This window comes from Comamonas sp. (genome assembly GCF_009360615.1).
Taxonomy (GTDB): domain Bacteria; phylum Pseudomonadota; class Gammaproteobacteria; order Burkholderiales; family Burkholderiaceae_C; genus Comamonas.
The window spans coordinates 1-20876 of the sequence record NZ_SPEY01000095.1 but is presented as its reverse complement, the minus strand read 5'-3'; the positions used below and the strand labels follow the sequence as shown (position 1 = coordinate 20876).

Genomic DNA, 20876 nt, shown 5'->3' with positions numbered 1-20876 from the left:
TATGGCTAGCAGCAATAACACCGTCGAATACCGCGCAAAACTAGACGTCAGCGGCGTCAAGACTGGAGCGGCCGAGGCTGCCAAAGCCATTGCGGGAATCGACGGTGGGCCAGCCGAGCAAAGCTTGCAAGGGGTGGGCGCAGAAGCCGCACGCATGGGCAGCCAGGTCCTGGCAGGCGCGAATGAGGCCAGCAAGGGCCTGAATCAAGTCGCTAAGGGTAGCCAAGAGGTCACCGGCAGCCAGGTCCAGGCCAGCCAGGCTGCACAGCAGTTCCTGGCAACCCTGCGCGAGCAAATTGCTGTCTCAGGGAAATCTGCTGATGAGTTGCTGCGCTACAGGGCCACTCAGCTCGGTGTTGCCTCTGAAGCTGCAAGTCTCATCCTGCAGTTCCAGAACCAGAAAGCCTCCCAGTTGGCAGCGGCCGAAGCCGCGCGACAGGAAGACGCTGCCCAGCGAGAGGCCACAGCAGCCAAGATGCGCGCAACGGCTGCGCAGGACAGTTTTATGGCCAGCCTGCGTGAGCAGGTCGCTTTGCAGGGCAAATCCTCCTCCGAGGTGCTGCAGTATCGTGCGGCGCAACTGGGCATTTCTGAGTCCGCGGCGCAATACATACAGGCCCTGGACAGCGCCAACAGCGCCAACAAGCGCGGCACCATCAGTGCTGGTCAACACGCCCAGGCCATGCGCATGCTCCCCATGCAGATGACGGACGTGGTCACCAGCATTGCTTCGGGCATGCCCGTGTGGATGGTGGCAATTCAGCAAGGCGGGCAGATCAAGGACAGCTTCGGCGGGGTGAGCAACGCTGCTCGCGCCATGCTGGGCGCTATTACCCCGGTGACAGCTGCCATTGGTGCGCTGGTGGGTGTCGGTGGCCTGATGGCTGCGGCCTATTACCAGGGTTCTGCAGAGGCCAGCGGCTATACCCGCGCCCTGGTGATGAGTGGTAATGCAGCAGGCACCACGGTCAATCAAATGACCGACATGGCCCGCGCTGCAGGCGATGTGATCGGCTCTCAGCATGAAGCCTCCAAAGCCTTGACTGCGATGGCTGCCAGTGGCGTGGTGGCCAGGGACAACTTGCAGCAGTTCAGCATCGTGGCAGCGGATCTGGAGCGCTATGCCGGCCAGCCCATCAAAACGACAGTCGAGCAGATGTCCAAGCTGGGCGAGGCTCCAGCCCAGGCCAGCGCAAAGCTCAATGAGCAGTATCACTACCTGACAGAGGCCGTCTACCGGCAGATCAAGGCCCTGGAGGAAAAGGGCCAGAAGGACGAAGCCGCCGCGCTGGCGCAAAAGACCTATGCCAGTGCCATGGCAGCACGGTCCGCTGAAATCAAGGGCAGCCTGGGCACGCTCGAGCGCGCATGGGAGACCCTGGGGTCAGTCGCGCGCAAGACCTGGGATTCCATGCTCAATGTGGGGCGCGCAGCGACACTTAGCGACATCCGTGCCAAAGTGGATGAAACGACCCGTGAACTCAATGGGCTGCTCACCACTACAGGCTCGACCACAGAGGGCGGCGCATACGTCGACCTCGGCGCTCGTCAAAGGGCACGCAAGATCGCTGCACTGAAAAAGGAGCTTGGAGATCTGCATGCCCAGGCCGCGCCACTGGAAGCCGCAGAGGCTCAGGCGCAAATCAAAGCCGAGCAGCAGGCCACTGAAGACGCCAAGGTGCAAGCACGCCAGCGCACGGATGCCCTCAAAAAAGAGGTGCGCTCACGCTCTGAGATCCGGCAGCAAGAGATTGAGCAGCTCAACCGAGACCGAGCGACGCTGGCGCTCAGCCAGCAGGAGTACGACAAGCTCCTGTCGGGCATCAATGAAAAATACAAGGACCCAAAGCAGCCCAAGGGCGCAGTTGGTGTTTCCCTCTCTGACACCCAACTGGCCACATTGCGCAGCCAGCTGCAGGCAGCCCAGCAATACCATCAGCAACTGGTGGCCACCGGCATTGGCGCTTCCGATCTGAACACCGCCGAGCGCGAGAGCCTCAAGATTGCCGAGCAGTTGAAACTGGCCACTGACGGCAAAACCATTGCCAAGCTGAAGGAAGCCAAGGCCACGGCCGATGCATTGGCAGTGCAACTGCGCAGCAATGACGGCCTAGAGAAGTCGCTCAAGGCTCACCAAGCCATCATTGACGGCAACTACAAGGATGCCGATGCCATAGTGCAGCGGACCAGGGAGCAGGAAGCTGCCAACGAAGTGTTTGGCAAGGGCCGAACAGCAATTCAGCAGATGACGCTGGCTACGCTGGAGCATCAACTGGCCGAGGCAGAGAGCAGCGGCACGTTCGACCCGAAGTACATCGAAGGGCTGGAGCGCAAGATAGCTGCTCAGAAGCGATTCGTCGCAGCGCTTGGCCAGGCTGACTACAAGGCCGTCAAGCAACAGGCTGATGAGTTGCTGCGCAATGCCATGGAAATGGGCAAGTCCTACCAGCTGGAGTTTGAGCTGTCCGGGGCCAGCGCGCAGCAGCGCCAGATCATTGCCGCCCAGCGCCAGGTGGAGCTGCGCTATGCCAAGGAAATCGCGGCCGTAGACAAGCTCAACCTGGATGACGCCGGGAAGAAGGCGGCCCTGGCCACACTGGAGCAGGCCCGCCTGCAGGAGCTGGCCAACGCAGGCGCAAAGGTCAATTTGCAGGTCTGGAGCGAGTCCGTTCAGCAGTATGACGATGTGTTCCGCAAGGGATTTGCGGACATGCTCAATCGCGGAGAGGGCAAGTGGAAGTCTTTCACAACTAGCCTGGGCACGACCTTTAGAACCACAGTTGCGGACCAGCTCTACAAGGCCTTTGCACAGCCCTTTGTGGTCCGCATCGTCGGCCAGATGCTGGGCATTACGGGCGGCGGCGCTGCCGGTGCCACTGGTACGGCCGCCAGCCTGGCTGGCAGCTCGGGCATTCTGAGCAGCGGCAGCAACCTGCTCAATGGCGGCTTTGCCGACTGGTCGACCTGGGGTGCCAAAGGCAGCACCTGGATGATGGACCAGGGCATGAGCCTGGTTACCAAGGGCTGGGAGTCTGCTGGCTCGTCCCTGATGTCGCTGGGCCAGACGGTGCAGTCGGCCGACGCGTATCTGAAGACATTGCCTGGCTTTGAGGGCGGTCTGGGCTCGGCCGCTGGCTACCTGGGAAGCATCTACAGCCTTACTCAAGGCCAATACGGGTCAGCCATTGGCTCAGCCATCGGCACTTACATCATGCCGGGCATTGGCACCATGATCGGCTCAGTTCTTGGCGGCTTGGTCGACGGCATGGGCATCTGGGGCGGAGAAGTCACGCAGACCGGCTCGGGCATCACCGGCAGCCTGGGAGGGCAGCTCAGCGGCTATGCCGAGTTTGAGCGGGACGGCGGCTGGTTTGGAAGTGACCGCAGCTGGAGCAAGATTGGCAAACTGGAGGCCAACGCCGCCCTGCAGGAGACCTTCAAGGGCCTGCAGACCAATATTGGCGAGCAGGCCAAGGCCCTCGGCCTGTCTTCTGACGCGGTCAAGAAGTACACGCGGGACATTCGTTTCAGCACGGAAGGCCTGACCGGCGACCAGATCACGGCTCGCCTGCAAGAGGAAATGGCGGCCGCAGGCAACACCATGGCCGCCCTGGTGCTGGGCACCGACAAATACACCAAGGCTGGTGAGAGCCAGTCCGCCACCCTGACGCGCTTGTCCACCAGCCTGGCCGCCACCAATGCCACGTTTGAGACTCTGGGCATCAAGCTCTACAGCGTAGGCCTGACCGGCGCAGACATGGCCAGCAAGCTGGTGGCTAACTTTGGCAGCGTGGATGCCTATATCTCGGCCTCCGAGGCTTATTACAAGACCTATTACAGCCAGGCTGAGCGTGCCAACAACAGCACGGCCGCCATGACCAAGCAGCTGTCCGAGCTGGGCCTGGCGCTGCCTGGCACGCAGTCCGAGTTCCGCGCGTTGGTCTCCAGCCTGGACCTGACGACCGACCACGGCCGCAAGGCATACGCCATGCTGCTGCAGATGGCCCCGCAGTTTGACGAGACGGCCAAGCAGCTCGATGAGCTGGCCAAGGCGGCGGCCGCAGACCTGATTTCGACCTATACCCGTGCGGCCGCAGTGGCACCTGGCATGCAGATCGCCCGCGAGGCCATGAGCGGCACCACCAGCCAGGCCCAGACGCTGGGCGGCAGCATGTCCAGCATCAACAAGATTCTGGGCGATAGCTCCAGCGGTGTGCTGACCTGGTCCAACCAGGTGCAGTCCACCACGACCGCGCTCAATCCCGCCCAGGCGGCAGTTGGCCTGCTGCGCAGTGAGATTTACGCCCTGCAGACCTCGGCCAGCGGCACCGTGATCAACATCGACGGCCTGGCCAAAGCCCTTGCGAGTGTCGACACCAAGACATTTACGGCCACGATCACCAGCGCCTTTGAGCTGATCGCCCAGCGCGTCAAAGACGATCTAAGCAGCATTGCCAGCGAGCGCCAGGCGGTGCGTGAGGCCGCCATCAGCATTCTGGGCCCCACGGTCATGACGCCCGCGCAGATCCGCGCCCAGATCCAGCAGCAGACCGTCTCCCTGCCAGGCCAGACCGGCATTGCCAATGCCCAGTCCGCCCTGGCCAAGGCCGACGCCCTGGTGAACCAGCGTCAGAACGAGTACGCCACGGCCTATGCCAACAACGCCAACAAGGCACCTGGTCTGCAAAGCAGTGCGGCCGCACTGGACGCTAAGCGTGGCGATGCGGCCCGTGCGTTGGTGGCCACCTACCTGCGCCACGGCAATATCCAGTCGGGCATTCAGGGTGAGTACGTGCCGGGCAGCCTGCAGGGCTTGGCTACGTATGAGGACACCCAGGCCAATATGCTGGCCAAGCTCCAGAACCTGCCTACGTCTGAAATCCAGGCCTTCGCGGACCAGCTGACCAGGCTGGGCACCTCGGGCCTGCGCTCTGGCCTGGGCAGCACCAATTCCTATCTGAACGCCATGGCCGCCTATCAAAAGGCCATGGACGAAGAGGCCGCCAACCGCGCCAAGGCACAGTCTCTGCGTGACCAGGCAGCCACCCTGGCCAACAAGGTGACCACGGCTGAGCAGGCCCTGGCCGCTGCCCGCGCTGCACAGACCAACGCTTCCAATAATGCGCAGAAGGCCCAGCTCGACTACGTCGCCGCCCTCCAGAAATACAGCCTGGACAGCGGCAAGGCGGTATCGAACCTGAGCAAGCTGCGCGAAGAGACCGTCGCCTACTACCAGTCTCAGGCCCAACTGGCGCAGGCTATGAACGCCTCGGCCAGCGGCCTGCGCTCCACCGTGGCAGACATTCGCTTCAGCCAGATGAGCACGGCGGGACAGTTTGCCAACCTGCAAGAGCGCTACAACGTGGCCTATTCGATGGCCATGTCCACGACCGGCGAAACCCTGGCGGGCTATGGCTCTGAAATGAACTCGTTGTTGCAGCCCCTGCTGCAAAAGGCCCAGGAGGCAGGCCTTGGCGGTGCCGAGTACGCCAGCCTGGTCAATACGCTGCTGGCCAGGGCAGAAGCCATCGCTGGGCGCATTGAAAAGGACGCGCCCAAGAACTACCAGGAAGAGTCCCTGGGCCTTCTCGGCCAGATCGACAGCACCCTGGCCGCCCTGGAAGCCGGTGCCAAGAGCAGCGACCAGGTCATGACCGAGGCCATCAAGGCCGGTACCGACACCACCCGCGACGGCCTGCGGGCCGTGATCGCCGCTCTGCAGGGGCGGCCTGTACCCGCCTTTGCGGCCGGTGGCCTGCACTCCGGTGGTCTGCGCCTGGTCGGTGAGCGCGGCCCAGAGCTGGAAGTCACGGGACCGGCCCGGTATTTCAGCGCTGACATGACGCGCAGCATGCTGGCAGCACCCAGCCAAGGCTTTGACCTGGCTCCGCTGCTGGCCGAGCTGGTACGTCTTCGCCGGGTGGTTGAAGTGCTGAGTGCCGAGCGCCGCGCTGATGCCGGTGCCATTGCGACCAACACAGGCAAGACCCATCGAATTCTGGACCGCCTTTCCGTTGAAGGCTTCCCCGTGCGCAATGCCGATGGCCAGCGCTTTGTGATGTATTTGGAGGCCGTTTAAATGCTGTTGATACGGCCTACGAAGATCACCCCCACGATGGTCACCGTTAGCAATGCTGGCGCGGCCGACGCCGAGTGGATGGCCAGCACCAGCTATGCGCTGGGCAACAGGGTGTTTCTGTCTGCCACCGGCAAAACCTACGAGTGCGTGCAGGAGCCAGCTCTGGACAAGAATCCCGCAACCGAGGCGTTGTACTGGATGCTGACCGCTCCCTCGAATCGCTGGTCTATGTACGACTCGGAAACCAGCACAGTCACGGTTACGCCGGGCAATCTGGCCACGACGCTGACCATCCCCGGTCGCGTCAACGCAGTGGCCTTCTTTGGGGCCATCGGCTCCAAGATCGTTGTGACCCAGCTGAGCGCTGATGGCGCATTGCTCGCCCAGTTCTCCAAGGTGCTGCAAACCCAGCCAGCGGACTGGTACGAGTACTTCTTCGCTGTGCCCGAGCAAATACCGGATGTGGTGTTTACAGGCCTGGTGCCGTCCAGCGGTAGCCGCCTGGAGATTGAGATCACTGGCCCGGCCGCATGCGCTGCGGTGGTTGTCGGTAACACCTTCGACTTGGGCGATGCCCAGTGGGGTGCTACGACTTCGATCATCGACTACAGCCGCAAGACCACCACAGCCGAGGGCATCCAGTCGTTCGAGCCTGGCCGTTTCTCCCGGCGCATGTCTGTTCGCCTTGAGCAGCCGCGCGAGCGTTACCCAGCCGTGCAGCGTGCCCTTGAAGCAGTGCGCGCGACACCTTGCGTCTGGCTGGGCGTGCCTGGCAGCGAGACATACAGCCCCATGACCATCTACGGCTACTACAAGGACTTTTCCCTGGAAGTGGCGTACCCGACCAAGCACCTTTGCTCCCTTGAGATTGAGAGCCTGACATGACGACGCTGATTCCTCCATTGCCTACGCCGGTCCCGCAGTCCACCGACCCGCAAAATTTCGCTGCCCGCGCCGATGCCTTCCTGGCCGCGCTGCCGCCATTCGCGGCGGCCGCCAATACTCAGGCCCAGGAAAACAATCTGCTCAATGCCAGCACAGTGGCGGCGGCAGACGTCGCCAAAAACGCCTCCGATCTTGCGGTCGCGGCGATTGGGGCCAGCAAGTTTGACCCTGCTGTTACCTACCAGTCCGGTGCGCAGGCCTGGAGCCCTGCCACTGGCAAGGTGTATCGGCGCCTGGTCGCAGGCCGAGCGTCTGCAGACCCGAGTACAGATGCTGCCAACTGGATCTTGACCGGCTCTCCCGCTGGTCTTGCAAACGGTACCAATCTGGATGATGTGACTGGTTTAGGCGAGTATGTCTGCGGTACATCCTCCGCCAGTGCCACCATCATCAACAAGCCTGTCGGCTTGGGCGGTGGAGCATTCGGCATGCAGGTGTACAACGCCGGCGGCCAGAGCGGCGGATCTGTACGCGTGCGCCAAGTCATCTCCAGCTATAGCAGCGGAGCGCTGCCCAAAATCTGGACGCGCACGCGCAGCGATAACGGCGTCTGGACGCTGTGGGATCAGATCCTCACCAGCAGCACGTCTGCCGAGCGTATCCTGATCGATGCAGGCACCGTGGCCGCACCGTCACTGTGCTTCTCTGCAGACCAGTCCACTGGCTTCTATAAGCCTGCTGGCGCTATTGGTGTGTCCTATGCCGGGGTATCGGTCGCGTCCTTTCTGTCACTCGGCATGTGGTCCAACCGCCTGGCACTGGGAAGCGCCACCGCCAGCTCGAATGTGTTGCTGGCTGCCGGTACATCTGGAATGGACCCCAATGTGGATGTGAGAGGCATCTCGGTTGATATCAGTACTGGCCCAGGCGCGCTGACAGCCTCGCATACCTACCGTGGCGGCTGGTTGCGCGCAACCGGCGATATGACGGCACAGGACAAAGGCTCGTTTGCAGTCACAGTCATGGGCTCGCTTATTGAAGCCCGAAGCGCGACCACAATGGGGAATGCGGGGGAGGCGACTGAGCTGCGTGGGGTGCATGCGCAGGCGACAGATAGTGCCGGCAAAACCACCGCTCTGAACTTCGCTTACGGCGCGTACTGCTACTGCAATCACACGGGCACCGGGTCCGTGACCAACTCCATCGGGGTGATTGGCTTTGTGCAGAACAACAATGCAGGAAACACCATCAGCACCGTGGAAGGGGTGCGCTCTGCCGTCACCAACAGTGCAGGCACGGTAGATACCGCTCATTTGTTCCGGGGCACCTACACCGGCACATTCGCGACCAAGTGGGGCTTTCGGCTCAGCGGAGACTCCCAGAACCAGATTGAAGGCTGGCTCAACATCACCAACACGACCGCGAGCACCAGCTCCACGACCGGGGCCTTACGTGTCTCTGGAGGTGCTGGCATCGCGGGTGACATGTTCGTGGGCGGCAGCCTGACGGCTTCTGGGCCGGTACGGGTTGGCCAATACACGCTGACCACTCTGCCCAGTGCCTCGGCCTTCAACGGATATGAAATCGATGTGACCAATGCCACGGGCGGCTCCAAGCGCTGCCGCAGCAATGGCTCGGTCTGGCAAATCCTCAACACCACCACCACTGTCTCCTAAAGGAATTCACATGCTTACCAAGCGTACGCGCCCCTATTGGACCCAAATCCTTCACCGCGACGACGGGACCATCGGTGCTCAGCACCAGACCATTACCGAAATCCTAGATGGCGACACCATCCTGCCCGGCGCATCGATCAGCGAGCCTCTGCCGATCTCTGGTCAGGACCTGGACCAGGTGCTGGGCGCTGCCACTGTTGCGGCTCTGGCCCAGGTGGAGGCGCTGAAGGCCTCTCTGACTCAATGTCAGGCGCAGCTCGATCAGACGAATGCAGCTCTTGCTGACGCGGCCCAGACGCTGGCTGAGCAGCGCACACAGTTGGAGGCGGCTGCCGGGCTAGCGACCCAGCAGGCGCAGACGATTGGGGCGCTACAAGCCACGATTGCAGCGCTGCAGCAGCTGGATAAACAGGCCGCACCGGAGTCTGAGTGATGCTGATCGCCAGCTACAAAGCCACACGGCCCGGTCTGCAGGGGCTTTTCAATCGCATCATCCGGCTGCGCCTGCGTGGCAAGTACAGCCATTGCGAGGTGGTATTTGAGCCAGGGGATGGCGTTCGCCACCTCATGCCCGATGGCACGACTGAGTCCGACCAGGACGGCGCACTGTGGTGCGCATCCAGCGTGGCGGCCGAGGCACTTCCCGAGTTTTCTCAGCGCAGGGCAGGAAAAACAGGCGGCGTGCGCTTCAAGCGCGTGGTACTCGACCCCAGCCGCTGGGACGTCGTCAAGGTCAACCTGGACCCCGTGGCCACGGCCAACTGGTTCAAGCAGCACGAAGGCGAAATGTACGACTGGCAACTGATCCTGGGTTTCCTGAGCTGGGTGATCCCGCAAAAGGATCAACGCTGGACCTGCAGCGAGGCCTGTGCCGCTGCCCTGGGCAGCCCGGCGCATGACGCCTGGCGATTTGATCCGGCCAGCTTGCCCGCTGCTGCGATTGTTTGGGCGTAGAGGCACCTCGATCAACGAAGTCAATTTTCTGATGCCATCTCTGGCTAAGATCAGCTTTCAACAAAAGAGAGGATCAGAGCATGAAGGTGGGTAAAGACAACGTGCTGGTAGGAGACTTCCCCGAAGGCACTGTGATTGGCGATGGAAACGTCATTTGGCGTGCTACCGATGCATCGGGAAACATCAGGCTTGACAAGCCAATGGCTATGGGCAACAGAGCAAGGTCTTATAGAGACACCATTGCTGTCGGTGCCTATGCAGGCAGCGGGCTCAGTCCAATTCCCCTTGAGGAGCTTCTCTCAGAACTCACTGCGCTGATTCAGAAAGCCGTAGCAGTAGGCACAGCGGATGCCAATAAAGCCGTCATAGAAGCAATAGCTCTGCGTGACGCAATCCAGCGGCCCGATCCCGACATGGGCGCCCTGGCGACATCTTGGAAAGCGGTCGAGATGTTCGCCACTGCCTGCGGTGTAGTTGATGGCATCGACAAATTGAAGCAAGCCTTTAGCGGGATGCTACCTTAGGCGGCAGGGGCTGCAGTCTGGCCGTGGCGTTACCTCACGGTCGAGTTCTGCCCCCATCACCCAGAAACAGCAAAGCCGGCATCTGCCGGCTTTTTCGTGTTTTTGCTCTATTTCTGTAATTCCTTTGCATCAGGTGAAATAGAGCGGCGCACGATTTATCACACCTCAGCGCCCCCAGTTTTCGCGCCGCGCTTCAGCCGGCAGCACTGCGCGCCGCAGGCGTGCTGAAGGAAGGGGAAGCACTGTGAAGCGCGAATGCATTCTCATTACTGCCGCCGATCTGGCTCCGCAGGCGCTCGCTCTGCTCACGGACTACGAAATCATCTATGCGGGCAAGACCCCGAGCGAAGACGACATTGTTGCCCTGTGCCGTCAGCATGACCCTGTCGCCATCATCGTTCGATACAGCAAGGTAGGTGCCGAAGCAATGGACGCCGCGCCATCGCTCAAGGTCATCTCCAAGCATGGCAGCGGAACCGACACCATTGACAAAGACGCTGCCAGGTCACGCGGCATCGAGGTGGTGGCGGCCGTCGGAGCCAATGCCGCGGCAGTGGCTGAGCAGGCACTCGCGCTGCTGCTGGCGTGTGCCAAGTCTGTCCCCCAGCTTGATGTGCGAATGCACCAGGGCCACTGGGACAAGGCTACGCACAAGAGCCTCGAGCTGGGCGCACGGACGATTGGTCTGATCGGGCTGGGTGCGATTGGACTGCGCTTTGCGAAGATGGCAGATGCGCTGGGAATGCGGGTGATTGGCTTTGACCCTTTTGCCAAGAATCTGCCGGATTGGGTACAGCCCGTGGACTTGACCACGTTGTGGCGGGACAGTGATGCGATTTCGCTGCACTGCCCGTTGACGAGTGAGAACCGAAACCTGCTGAACGCGGAAACGCTGGCACTTTGCAAGCGCGGCGTGATCGTGGTTAACACGGCCCGGGGTGGATTGATCGATGAGCCTGCGCTGCTTGCCGCCGTGCGCAGTGGCCAGGTGCTCGCTGCAGGGCTGGACAGCTTTGCCGTGGAGCCGATGCCGGCAGATCACCCGTTCCAGCATCAGCCCGGATTCATCCTGAGCCCGCACATTGGAGGCGTGACCAGCGACGCATATGTGAATATGGGTCTGAGTGCCGCACGTAATGCATTGAGGGTTCTGAGACAAGAGGCAGCCGTCTAGGTCTCAAAACGATCAGGAGACATTGCATGCAGAAAATTCAGAAAAATACGCGGTGTTCAATTGCAATCCGTTGCGTTTCGCTGACCGCGATACTGGCGGCCTCGGGCAGCGGCTTTGCGCAGGCGAGCCCTTATCCGGTAAGGCCGGTGCGACTGGTTGTGGGGTTTGCTGCAGGCGGTCCGACAGACGTGGTTGCCAGAGCCTTCGCCGATTACGCAGGGCGTACTTCAGGACAGCCATTCGTGGTGGAAAACAGGCCGGGGGCCAACACCATACTGGCTGCGCAGGCCGTTGCTGGCTCTCCGGCCGACGGATACACCTTGTTGTTCGGCGCAACCAATCTCACGATGATCCCCGCCTTGTACGGGGCGCGTGTGAAGTTTGATGTCGTGAAGTCCTTTCAGGCCATTTGCTCTGTGGCAACGAGCCCGACCGTTCTGGTGACCGGGCCTGCAGTCCAGACCCGCACCTTGAAGGACTTCATGGCCGCAGTGCGTGCGCAACCCGGCAAGATCACCGCGGGCTCGCCCGGTGTGGGAAGCTCGGGCCATTTTGCAACCGAGATGTTTGCGCGCGTCAATGACCTGCATTTCAACCACGTCCCCTACAAAGGCGCTGCACCGGTGGTCACCGACTTGATGGGTGGACAACTCGACAGCTCGTTTGCCACGCTGGGCTCGGTGTTGTCCCAGATCAAGAACGGAAAGCTCCATGCCCTGGCAGTGGCAGCTTCCAAGCGATCCACACTTCTGCCTCAAGTGCCCACCTTTTCGCAGGCAGGCGCTGGCGAATTCACTGCAGATGCCTGGTATGGGGTCTTGACACCGGCGGGAGTACCAGCCCAGGTCGTCAAAGTGCTGGAGGATGTGGCCCAGGGCTTCTCAAAGAACGAAGCGGCCGCCGAACGGATGCGCAGTCTGGGCATGGAGCCTGAATCGCAGTGCGGTGCGCCGTTCGCAGCGCAGGTGCTCCGCGAGGTCGCGACATATTCCCGCGTGGCACAAGCGCTGGACATCACAGCCGAGTGAATTCACTGGCGCAAAGGAAATCTCTCATGAATCGCATGCATCTCTCCTCTATCCTGTGGCTTGCTTGCGCGTGCGCTGGAACGCCCGTGGGGGCATTCGCTCAAGCCAGCTATCCCGCCAAGCCCGTGAAGATCGTGGTTCCTTATCCGCCAGGTGGCGCTGTGGATCAGGTAACGCGGCGTATTGCGCAGAAACTGACCGAGCAGACCGGCCAGAGCTTCTTTGTCGAAAACAAGGCCGGGGCCACGGGAACCATTGGTGCTTCACTGGTCGCGCGTTCGCCTGGCGACGGCTACACGCTACTGGCCAACGACACGACCTACTCCATCCTGCCGCAAGTTTTCAAGAAGCTGCCGTGGGATCACGCCACTGACCTGGTGCCGGTCGCGGGCTTCAACTTCGCTCCCACGGCGGTGGTGGTGGCCAGCGGATCACCGTTCAGGACACTGGCCGATTTGATTGCCTATTCGCGCTCTCATCCGGGCAAACTCAACTACGGTACGGGCGGGGCGGGCACCATGCCGCATTTCGCGACAGAAGCGCTCAAGACCGCCAGCGGGCTGAACGCGACCCATGTCCCATACAAGGGGGCAGGGGAGGCGACCATGGCGCTTCTGGGGGGCTCCATCGACTTTCAGATCGCCTCAACTCCGGGTGTGATGGGCCAGGTGCACGGTGGCAAGGTCCGACTGCTTGCCGTGAGCGGCGAACAGCGCCTGAACTCCCTGCCCGAGGTACCGACATTCGCACAGGCGGGCTCACCTGGCTACAAGGTGGTCAACTTCACGGGGCTTTGGGCACCCCGGGGCACGCCAGAGGCTGTTCTCCAAGTGCTCCGCAAAAACATCGAGCAAGCCATGGCCTCCAACGACATGCAGGCATTTGCCCAGGAGCTGGGCGCTGTGCCGAATGCGCTGAGTGGAAAGGCGTTTGCCGAGAAGCTGAAGTCCGATGCGCTGCTTTGGGAATCGGTCGCCGGAAAACTGGGAATGGACAAGCAATGATGGCTGGAGAAGTGCCGCATTCTTCCGGACAGAATCGTCCCCAACGTGTTCTGCCCGCGAAAGCCTGCGACAGTCACATGCATATCTTTGACCGGCGCTTCTTGCCGTCGCCGCACTGGATTCGGCAGCCTCCAGAGGCGCCAGTGTCGGCCTATCGGCCACTGCAGGCGCGATTGGGCACTCAGCGAGCGGTGGTTGTGACGCCATCGACGTATGGCACGGACAACGCCTGCATGCTCGATGCACTGCAAGAGCTCGGAGAGGGGGCTTGTGGCGTGGCGGTCGTTGCAGATGAGGTCAGCGATGCGGAACTGAGCCTGCTTGCCGCTCGCAGGGTGCGGGGCTTGCGCGTGAACTTTGTCACCCCTCAATCCTGGGGAAAGACAACCCAGCAAATGCTTGCCACGCTCGCCAGAAAGGTGGCTGAACATCCTGCATGTGGACATTGGCATATTCAAGTTTTTGCGCATCCCGAGCAGCTGGTTCAGATGGCGTCTTTGCTCGCTGCGCTGCCCGTGCCGTTGGTCATTGACCATCTTGGCCATATCGACCCCAAGGAAGGCACATCAGGGGCTGCCTATGAGGTTTTGCGCCGCCTGCTCGACAGCGGCAATACCTGGGTCAAGCTCTCGGGGGCCTATATGCGCTCCACTGCGCAAGACCGTGCCTACGCCGATACGCTGCCACTCGGCCGAGCGCTGGTGGAGGCGGCTCCCGAGCGGCTGGTTTGGGGGAGTGACTGGCCTCACACGACGGCACCCCCCGGCTCGGTGAATGATGCGGACCTGCTGGATCTGCTGATGGCGTGGGCCGTGTCCCCGTCAAAAATGGAGCAAATACTGGTGGACAACCCGGCGCAGCTGTACCGCTTTTGAAAGAATGCCCAATGTTTTTTCTACATCCTCCTGAAGTTCGAGAGCTGGAACTGTTCAGCGCAATGCCCGAGTCTTTTCGCCGTCGCGAGCGCAGTGCATGGGCTGATGCGAACCGTGCCGGAGGCATCGCCGACTCATTCCTGGAAGGGCCTGTGTTTGATGACTCCGGCCATCTTTATGTCACGGATATCCCTTGGGGCCGCATCTTTCGCATAGATCCGCTTGGCAATTGGTCCCTGATCGCGGAGTATGACGGCGAACCCAACGGCATGAAATTTCTGAATGCCGGTTCGCTGCTCATTACCGACTACAAAAATGGGTTGATGCGCCTGGAGATCGAAAGCGGGCGAGTCTTCCCTTATCTGGAGCGTCGCAACAGCGAGCGCTTCAAAGGAGTGAACGACCTGATTTTCGACAGCCAGGGCAATCTGTATTTCACCGACCAGGGGCAGAGCGGTCTGCATGATCCTTCGGGCCGCTTGTATCGCTTGCGTCCCGACGGACAACTGGATCTGCTTTTGTCCAACGTGCCCAGCCCCAATGGTGTGGCCTTATCCCCGGATGAAAAGCTGCTCTACCTCGCCGTGACCCGAGGCAACTGCGTGTGGCGAGTGCCTTTGCTCGCTGACGGCAGTGTGTCAAAAGTAAGCCAGTTCTTTACCTCTCATGGCCCCAGCGGCCCGGACGGCCTGGCGGTGGACGCCGGGGGGCGTTTGCTGATCGCCAACCCGGGTTTGGGCTATGTCTGGGTGCTCAACAGTCGCGCAGAACCTGTGCAGGTTCTGCGCAGCCAGCCCGGCATCTCGACGACCAATCTGGCTTTCGGAGGTACAGATCGCTGCGATCTGTATGTGACAGATTCCACGCGAGGGCAGATCTTGAGAGCGAAGATGGACGTGCAGGGTCTGCCACTGCACCAGCGCAAGTCCTGACCTGCAGCGCGATGTCTCGAAGCGTTGCAGTGGCAGCTTGATGCGCTGTCCGCGACCGCTTCCGGGTCCGGGTGTCTCCTTGACCTTGGCGAAAAAAGAGCGCATGTCACGACCGGGCCTGCCCGGCCTCGTCACGTATCAAGCCGCTGCTTCGTGGCAGTGCAGCAGATCCAGGAACATCTGTGCCGAGCGGCTGACGGGCCGGTCCCTGCGTACCAGACTGCCGTAAGCCTCGAGACTGCGTCTGGTCCGATACGGCAGGATCTGCAGCATGCCGTGCGCGGCATGCAGGTCCGCCACCGTGCGCGGAATCACGCCCACCATGTTCGAGCTTCGCACCAGATTGATGGTGGTGAGTATGGAGCCGGTCTCGATCAGGCCGCGTGGCAGGGGCAAGCTGTGCTCGCGGAACTCCTGCTCGATCAGTGTGCGCATAGGGCTGCCGGGCGGCTGCATCACCCAGCCATGCCCCTGCAGGGCCTCCAGGCCGGGCCGCTGCAGCGACAGCAGAGGATGTTCCTCCCGCACGATGAAGGCCAGTTGCTCGTCGTCGATGGCGCGGAAGCGGCAGTCGCCGCCCGCCTCATGGGTCATGCGCCCGATGACCACTTCAAGCACCCCCTCGCGCAACTGTGCCAGCAGGCGATCGCTGGTGTCCACGGCCACTTCCAGCTCCAGCAGGGGCAACTGCTTTTTCAGCGCCAGCAAGGCCTGGGTGAGCCGCCCCGGTGATGCCGCCATGATGCTGCCCACGGCGAGCCGCCCGGAGCTTCCCTCGCGCAGCTCGCCCAGTTCGCGATTCAGGGCTTCGATATTGCCGCGCAGCGAGCGGAAATATTCCAGCACCCGTTCTCCCGCCGCATTGCGCTGCAGACGGCGGCCCAGGCGCTCGAACAGCGGCTGACCCAGGGCGTCTTCAAGCTCCTGCAGCATTTTGGTGGCGGCCGGCTGGGTCAGACCGAGCTCGGTCGCTGCCGCACGCAAGGTCTGGCGCTCGTCGATGGCCAGTATCAAGGCCACCTGACGCATGCGAAGCCGGTTCAGCAGCTGTGGCGTGTTGTCACGTTTGTCGATCGATCCCATGGCATGGCTTCTTATTGCTTCAGGTTATCGATTAATCAATAACTTTCAGTTTACGCATATCAGCGGCTTCCCTAGGATCGGGCTGCAATGCAATAAGAAAAGCCAAGGAGACCAATGTGCAGAGACGTCATCTACTTTCCATAGCCGCTTTGTGCGGCACCGCTGCGCTGCCCTGGCAGGCCCAGGCACAAGACTCTGCGAGCTGGCCTGTCAAGCCTGTGCGCATGCTGGTGGGTTCTGCGCCCGGAGGCGGCACCGATGCCATGGCCCGTGCCGTGGCCGACCGACTGGGACCGCTGCTCAAGCAGCCGGTGATCGTGGAGAACCGGCCCGGCGTCTCCAACACGCTGGCCGTGGACATGACGGCCAAGTCCACGGATGGCCACACCATGGTCATGGGCGTGGTCACGGCCCATGCCATCGCGCCGCATCTGCTCAAGCTGGGATACGACAACAACCGGGATCTGGTGCCCGTGGCCTTTGTCGGCTCGGTGCCCAATGTGCTGGTCGTGGGCAATTCGGTGCCGGCCAGCACGGTGGCGGAGCTGGTGGCCATGGCCAGGAAGCATCCCAATCAGATCAACTTCGCCAGCAGCGGCACAGGCAGCACCCAGCATATCGCAGCCGAGGTGTTCAAGGATGCCGCAGGCATTCAGATCACCCACGTGCCCTACAAGGGAAGCGCTGCGGCCCTGGTCGATCTGGTCAGTGGCCAGGTCCAGATGAGCTTCGACACCATGCCCTCGGTGATCGGCCAGATCAAGGCGGGCAAGCTGCGCGCGCTGGCGGTCACGTCGCCCCAGCGCAACCCGCAGCTGCCCCAGGTGCCGACCATGGCCGAAGCGGGTCTGCGCAACGTGGAAATCAGTGCCTGGTACGGCATCTACATGCCGGCTGCCACGCCCAAGGCGGTGCAGCAAAAAGTGCATGACGAGGTCAACAAGGTCATCGCCATGCCCGAGACCAAGACCCGTCTCGAAGCCGTGGGGGCCGAGCTGCGGCCCATGCCCCAGGCTGATTTCGGCAGTTTTCACCTCGCCGAGTACAAGCGCTTCGGCGACATCATTCGCAAGAACAACATCAAGCTGGACTGAGCATGAGCAAGGCTTCTCTTCCCGTTGTGGCCCTGACCCTGGGCGATCCTTCCGGCATCGGCGCCGAACTCATCGCACGTTTGCTGGCCAGGCCGCAAGCCACCGAGCAGGCGAACCTGGTGCTGATCGGGGATGCCTGGCTCTGGGAGCAGGGCCAGCGCATCGCCGGACTGCAAGTGGCAACCGTTCCGCTGACCGGCCTGTCGGCTGCGCGCGAGCGTGCCGACACGCGGTTGCCGGCCTTTGTGGCCATGGACACCGTCGCCCAGGCCGATGTGGTGCAGGGGCAGGTGGGTGCGGCAGGCGGCCGCTCGGTGCTGCAGGTGCTCGACCAATGCATGGATGCGGCCCTGGCCGGCGATATCGACGCCATCTGCTTTGCACCCTTGAACAAGCAGGCGATGAAGCTGGGCGGCCTGCGCCATGAAGACGAGCTGCACCATTTTGCCGAGTACCTGGGCGTGACCGGCTACTTCTGCGAGTTCAACACGCTGGGCGATCTCTGGACCTCGCGCATTTCCTCGCACGTGCCGCTCAAGGACGTGGCCAGCTACCTGAGCCAGGAGCGCATCACCCAGGCGGCCGAGCTGATCTACGACGCCTTGCGCGCCAGCGGCCTAGCTGCTCCCAAGGTGGCGATTGCCGGCTTCAACCCGCACAACGGCGATGGCGGAACCTGCGGCCGCGAGGAAATCGACATCATCGCGCCCGCCGTCCAGGCCCTGCAGGCGCGCGACTGGCCCAGCGATGCGCCGTTCCACGGCCCGTTCCCGGCTGACACGATCTTTCTCAAGGCCCAGGCCGGCGAGTACCAGGCCATCGTGACCATGTACCACGACCAGGGCCAGATCGCCATCAAGCTGCTGGGCTTCTCGCGCGGGGTGACGGTGCAGGGCGGCCTGCCGATTCCCATCACCACACCGGCCCACGGCACGGCCTACGACATCGCGGGCCAGGGCAAAGCCAATGTGGAAGCCACCTGGCAGGCGCTGCAGATTGCCGCGCGCATGGGGGCCGCCCACCGCGATCGCCAGGTCGCCCCAACTGTCTGAGCCCATTTTCCGGGCGGCCTGGGCCGCCTGTCCTACCCACTCTTTGCTTCCGAGGTCTGTATGAAGATCAAGTCCGTCCGCGCCCGTGTCTATGAATGGAAGGGCAAGACCGTTCCGCCCCAGGGCAACTTCTGCTCCAACGCCATGGATCTGGTGTACTCCAACACCGAGTCCATGAGCACCTTCCGCTTCCATTCGTGGACCGTGGTCGAGATCGAAACCGATGACGGCATCATCGGTCTGGGCAACGTGGCCCTGGCGCCAAGAATAGCCAAGGCCATCATCGACGAGTACCTGGCGCCCCTGGTCATCGGCCAGGACCCCTGGGACTACGAATACCTGTGGCAGCGCATGTACCGCGCCACCCATGCCTGGGGCCGCAAGGGCGTGACCATGGCCGCCATCTCGGCTGTGGACCTGGCCATCTGGGACATCCTGGGCAAGAGCGTGAACAAGCCCGTGTTCAAGCTGCTGGGCGGGCGCACCAAGGAAAAGATTCCCTGCTACTACAGCAAGCTCTACCGCACCGACCTGAAAGAGATGCAGGACGAAGCACAGAAATTCCTGGATCAGGGCTTCAAGGCCTTCAAGATGCGCTTCGGCTACGGGCCCGCCCATTTGCAGGACGGTGTGAAGGAGAATCTCAAGTCCGTCGAAGCCATCCGTGAAGTGATCGGCTACGACACCGACCTGATGCTGGAGTGCTACATGGGCTGGAACCTGGAGTATGCCAAGCGCATGCTGCCCAAGCTGGCCAGGTTCGAGCCGCGCTGGCTGGAAGAGCCCGTGATCGCCGACGACATCGACGGCTATGCCGAGCTCAACGCCATGAACATCATCCCCATCTCGGGCGGCGAGCACGAGTTTTCGCTCTACGGCTTCAAACAGCTGCTGGACAAGAAGGCCGTCTCCGTCGTGCAGTACGACACCAACCGCGTGGGCGGCATCACGGCGGCGCACAAGATCAATGCACTGTGCGAAGCCTATTCCGTGCCCGTGATCCCGCATGCCGGCCAGATGCACAACTACCACCTGACCATGAGCACGCTGGCCTCGCCCATGGCCGAGTACTTCCCCATCTTCGACGTGGAAGTGGGCAACGAGCTGTTCTGGTACATCTTCGACGGCGAACCGGTTGCCGACAACGGCTTCCTGCAGTTGCGCGACGACGTGCCGGGCCTGGGACTCACGCTCAAGACCGAGTACCTCGACCAGTTCCACATCATCGAGTAAGGAGCCGCAGCATGCCCGGACTCTCCAATCCCCGTTACCGGGGCATCTTCCCCGTCGTGCCCACCACCTTCCACGAGGACGGCACGCTGGACCTGGCCAGCCAGAAGCGCTGCCTGGACTTCATGATCGACTCGGGCGTGGACGGCCTGTGCATCCTGGCCAACTTCTCCGAGCAGTTCCTGGTTTCGGACGAGGAGCGCGAAATCCTCACGCGCACGGCCCTGGAGCATGTGGCCGGCCGCGTGCCCGTGATCGTGACCACCACGCACACCAGTACCAGAATCTGCGCCGAACGCAGCCGCCGCGCACAGGACATGGGCGCCGCCATGGTCATGGTCATGCCGCCCTACCACGGTGCCACCTTCCGCTTTGGCGAAGCCCAGGTGCAGGACTTCTACCAGGGCGTGTCCGACGCCATCGACATCCCCATCATGGTCCAGGACGCGCCGGCCGCGGGCACGCCACTTTCGCCGGCCTTTCTGGCCCGCATGGCCAGGGAGATCGAACATGTCAGCTACTTCAAGATGGAAACCGCGGGCGCGGCGGGCAAGCTGCGCGAGCTGATCGCACTGGGCGGCGAAGCCATCGAAGGCCCCTGGGACGGCGAGGAAGCCATCACCCTGCTGGCCGACCTGGAGGCCGGAGCGACCGGCGCCATGACCGGCGGCGGCTTTGCCGATGGCATACGCCCCATCCTCGAAGCCCACCGTGCAGGCAACAAGGACAAGGCCTTCGAGCAGTACCAGCGCTGGCTGCCGCTGATCAACCACGAAAACCGCCAGGCCGGCTTCCTGGCCGCGAAGGCGCTGATGAAGGAAGGCGGCGTGATCGCCTGCGATGCGCCGCGCTCGCCCTGGCCGCCCATGCATCCCGAGGTACGGCGCCAGCTGCTGGTCATTGTACGTCGGCTGGACCCGCTGGTGCTGCGCTGGGCCCGTTGAGACGACGATGAATACAGGAGCTGGTTGGGCCTGTTTATTGAAGAATTCAGATACTTTAATGCTGAGTTCTATGAATAACGAGCGCAGCAAGCTCCTCTATCAAGAGCATATCCATGACCCCACACCACAACCTGATCAACGGCCAGTGGACGGCTGCTGACAGCTACTCCCCCAACACCAACCCCAGCGACCTGTCCGATGTGATCGGCGAGTACGCCCAGGGCGGTGCAGCCGATGTGCAGGCGGCCGTGGCCGCTGCCACCGCCGCGTTCCCGGCCTGGTCCACCTCGGGCATCCAGGCGCGCTCCGACGCCCTGGACAAGATCGGCACGGAGATCCTGG

Annotated in this window: 17 protein-coding genes; 16 read left to right on the top strand and 1 reads right to left on the bottom strand. The window is 62.3% G+C overall.

Translation table 11 applies throughout. From position 1 onward, the window contains the following. The first annotated feature begins 1 nt into the window (after position 1). The 11 genes from E2583_RS21275 (at position 2) to E2583_RS21225 (ending at position 15131) form a co-directional block, all read left to right on the top strand. The gene (locus E2583_RS21275) at positions 2–6079 is read left to right on the top strand and encodes a phage tail length tape measure family protein (RefSeq protein ID WP_291598405.1); all 6078 of its coding nucleotides are present in this window, start codon (positions 2–4) and stop codon (positions 6077–6079) included. After that, on the top strand, positions 6080–6964 hold the full coding sequence (locus E2583_RS21270) for a hypothetical protein (RefSeq protein ID WP_291598403.1): 885 nt from the start codon (positions 6080–6082) through the stop codon (positions 6962–6964). After that, positions 6961–8640, top strand: coding sequence for a pyocin knob domain-containing protein (locus E2583_RS21265; RefSeq protein ID WP_291598401.1), 1680 nt, complete (start codon positions 6961–6963; stop codon positions 8638–8640). Before E2583_RS21270 ends, E2583_RS21265 begins: the two co-directional genes overlap by 4 nt. A gap of 10 nt (positions 8641–8650) precedes the next feature. Further along, positions 8651–9073, top strand: a complete 423-nt coding sequence (locus E2583_RS21260; RefSeq protein WP_291598400.1) for a hypothetical protein — start codon at positions 8651–8653, stop codon at positions 9071–9073. Continuing rightward, entirely contained in the window at positions 9073–9594 is a 522-nt protein-coding gene (locus E2583_RS21255; RefSeq protein WP_291598398.1) for a hypothetical protein, read from the top strand. Before E2583_RS21260 ends, E2583_RS21255 begins: the two co-directional genes overlap by 1 nt. Positions 9595–9674: 80 nt before the next feature. Then, entirely contained in the window at positions 9675–10118 is a 444-nt protein-coding gene (locus E2583_RS21250) for a hypothetical protein (protein WP_291598396.1), read from the top strand. Between the two features lie 244 nt (positions 10119–10362). Next, entirely contained in the window at positions 10363–11292 is a 930-nt protein-coding gene (locus tag E2583_RS21245; RefSeq protein ID WP_291598394.1) for an NAD(P)-dependent oxidoreductase, read from the top strand. Between the two features lie 26 nt (positions 11293–11318). Next, complete coding sequence (locus E2583_RS21240; RefSeq protein ID WP_291598392.1) at positions 11319–12320, top strand: tripartite tricarboxylate transporter substrate binding protein; 1002 nt, start codon at positions 11319–11321, stop codon at positions 12318–12320. Between the two features lie 26 nt (positions 12321–12346). Then, complete coding sequence (locus tag E2583_RS21235; protein WP_291598390.1) at positions 12347–13324, top strand: tripartite tricarboxylate transporter substrate binding protein; 978 nt, start codon at positions 12347–12349, stop codon at positions 13322–13324. Continuing rightward, entirely contained in the window at positions 13321–14199 is an 879-nt protein-coding gene (locus E2583_RS21230; protein WP_291598539.1) for an amidohydrolase, read from the top strand. Before E2583_RS21235 ends, E2583_RS21230 begins: the two co-directional genes overlap by 4 nt. A gap of 11 nt (positions 14200–14210) precedes the next feature. Continuing rightward, positions 14211–15131 carry an SMP-30/gluconolactonase/LRE family protein gene (locus E2583_RS21225; RefSeq protein WP_291598537.1) on the top strand — a complete coding sequence of 307 codons (921 nt, stop codon included), beginning with the start codon at positions 14211–14213 and terminating at the stop codon, positions 15129–15131. Between the two features lie 138 nt (positions 15132–15269). Here the strand turns inward: E2583_RS21225 and E2583_RS21220 are convergent, their stop codons facing one another. After that, positions 15270–16214, bottom strand: a complete 945-nt coding sequence (locus tag E2583_RS21220; protein WP_291598388.1) for a LysR family transcriptional regulator — start codon at positions 16212–16214, stop codon at positions 15270–15272. Between the two features lie 116 nt (positions 16215–16330). Between E2583_RS21220 and E2583_RS21215 the strand changes: the two genes are divergently transcribed. The 5 genes from E2583_RS21215 to E2583_RS21195 all read left to right on the top strand — a co-directional run. Continuing rightward, positions 16331–17308 (top strand): tripartite tricarboxylate transporter substrate binding protein, encoded by a 978-nt coding sequence (locus E2583_RS21215; RefSeq protein WP_291598386.1) that lies wholly within the window; start codon positions 16331–16333, stop codon positions 17306–17308. 2 nt (positions 17309–17310) lie between these two features. After that, positions 17311–18360 (top strand): 4-hydroxythreonine-4-phosphate dehydrogenase PdxA, encoded by a 1050-nt coding sequence (locus E2583_RS21210; protein WP_291598384.1) that lies wholly within the window; start codon positions 17311–17313, stop codon positions 18358–18360. A 60-nt stretch (positions 18361–18420) separates the two neighbouring features. After that, positions 18421–19593 carry an L-rhamnonate dehydratase gene (locus E2583_RS21205; protein WP_291598383.1) on the top strand — a complete coding sequence of 391 codons (1173 nt, stop codon included), beginning with the start codon at positions 18421–18423 and terminating at the stop codon, positions 19591–19593. 11 nt (positions 19594–19604) lie between these two features. Then, complete coding sequence (locus E2583_RS21200; RefSeq protein ID WP_291598382.1) at positions 19605–20534, top strand: dihydrodipicolinate synthase family protein; 930 nt, start codon at positions 19605–19607, stop codon at positions 20532–20534. Positions 20535–20647: 113 nt separating this feature from the next. Next, positions 20648–20876: aldehyde dehydrogenase family protein (locus tag E2583_RS21195; protein WP_291598380.1), on the top strand; the 229-nt coding region annotated here is incomplete at its 3' end.

Excerpts from the sequence above, each read along its gene's own strand:
- E2583_RS21270 (WP_291598403.1), top strand. The coding sequence starts at position 6,080 with ATGCTGTTGATACGGCCTACGAAGATCACCCCCACGATGGTCACCGTT.
- E2583_RS21235 (WP_291598390.1), top strand. The coding sequence starts at position 12,347 with ATGAATCGCATGCATCTCTCCTCTATCCTGTGGCTTGCTTGCGCGTGC.
- E2583_RS21260 (WP_291598400.1), top strand. The coding sequence starts at position 8,651 with ATGCTTACCAAGCGTACGCGCCCCTATTGGACCCAAATCCTTCACCGC.
- E2583_RS21250 (WP_291598396.1), top strand. The coding sequence starts at position 9,675 with ATGAAGGTGGGTAAAGACAACGTGCTGGTAGGAGACTTCCCCGAAGGC.
- E2583_RS21220 (WP_291598388.1), bottom strand. The coding sequence starts at position 16,214 with ATGGGATCGATCGACAAACGTGACAACACGCCACAGCTGCTGAACCGG.
- E2583_RS21240 (WP_291598392.1), top strand. The coding sequence starts at position 11,319 with ATGCAGAAAATTCAGAAAAATACGCGGTGTTCAATTGCAATCCGTTGC.
- E2583_RS21265 (WP_291598401.1), top strand. The coding sequence starts at position 6,961 with ATGACGACGCTGATTCCTCCATTGCCTACGCCGGTCCCGCAGTCCACC.
- E2583_RS21275 (WP_291598405.1), top strand. The coding sequence starts at position 2 with ATGGCTAGCAGCAATAACACCGTCGAATACCGCGCAAAACTAGACGTC.
- E2583_RS21200 (WP_291598382.1), top strand. The coding sequence starts at position 19,605 with ATGCCCGGACTCTCCAATCCCCGTTACCGGGGCATCTTCCCCGTCGTG.
- E2583_RS21210 (WP_291598384.1), top strand. The coding sequence starts at position 17,311 with ATGAGCAAGGCTTCTCTTCCCGTTGTGGCCCTGACCCTGGGCGATCCT.
- E2583_RS21225 (WP_291598537.1), top strand. The coding sequence starts at position 14,211 with ATGTTTTTTCTACATCCTCCTGAAGTTCGAGAGCTGGAACTGTTCAGC.
- E2583_RS21255 (WP_291598398.1), top strand. The coding sequence starts at position 9,073 with ATGCTGATCGCCAGCTACAAAGCCACACGGCCCGGTCTGCAGGGGCTT.
- E2583_RS21205 (WP_291598383.1), top strand. The coding sequence starts at position 18,421 with ATGAAGATCAAGTCCGTCCGCGCCCGTGTCTATGAATGGAAGGGCAAG.
- E2583_RS21230 (WP_291598539.1), top strand. The coding sequence starts at position 13,321 with ATGATGGCTGGAGAAGTGCCGCATTCTTCCGGACAGAATCGTCCCCAA.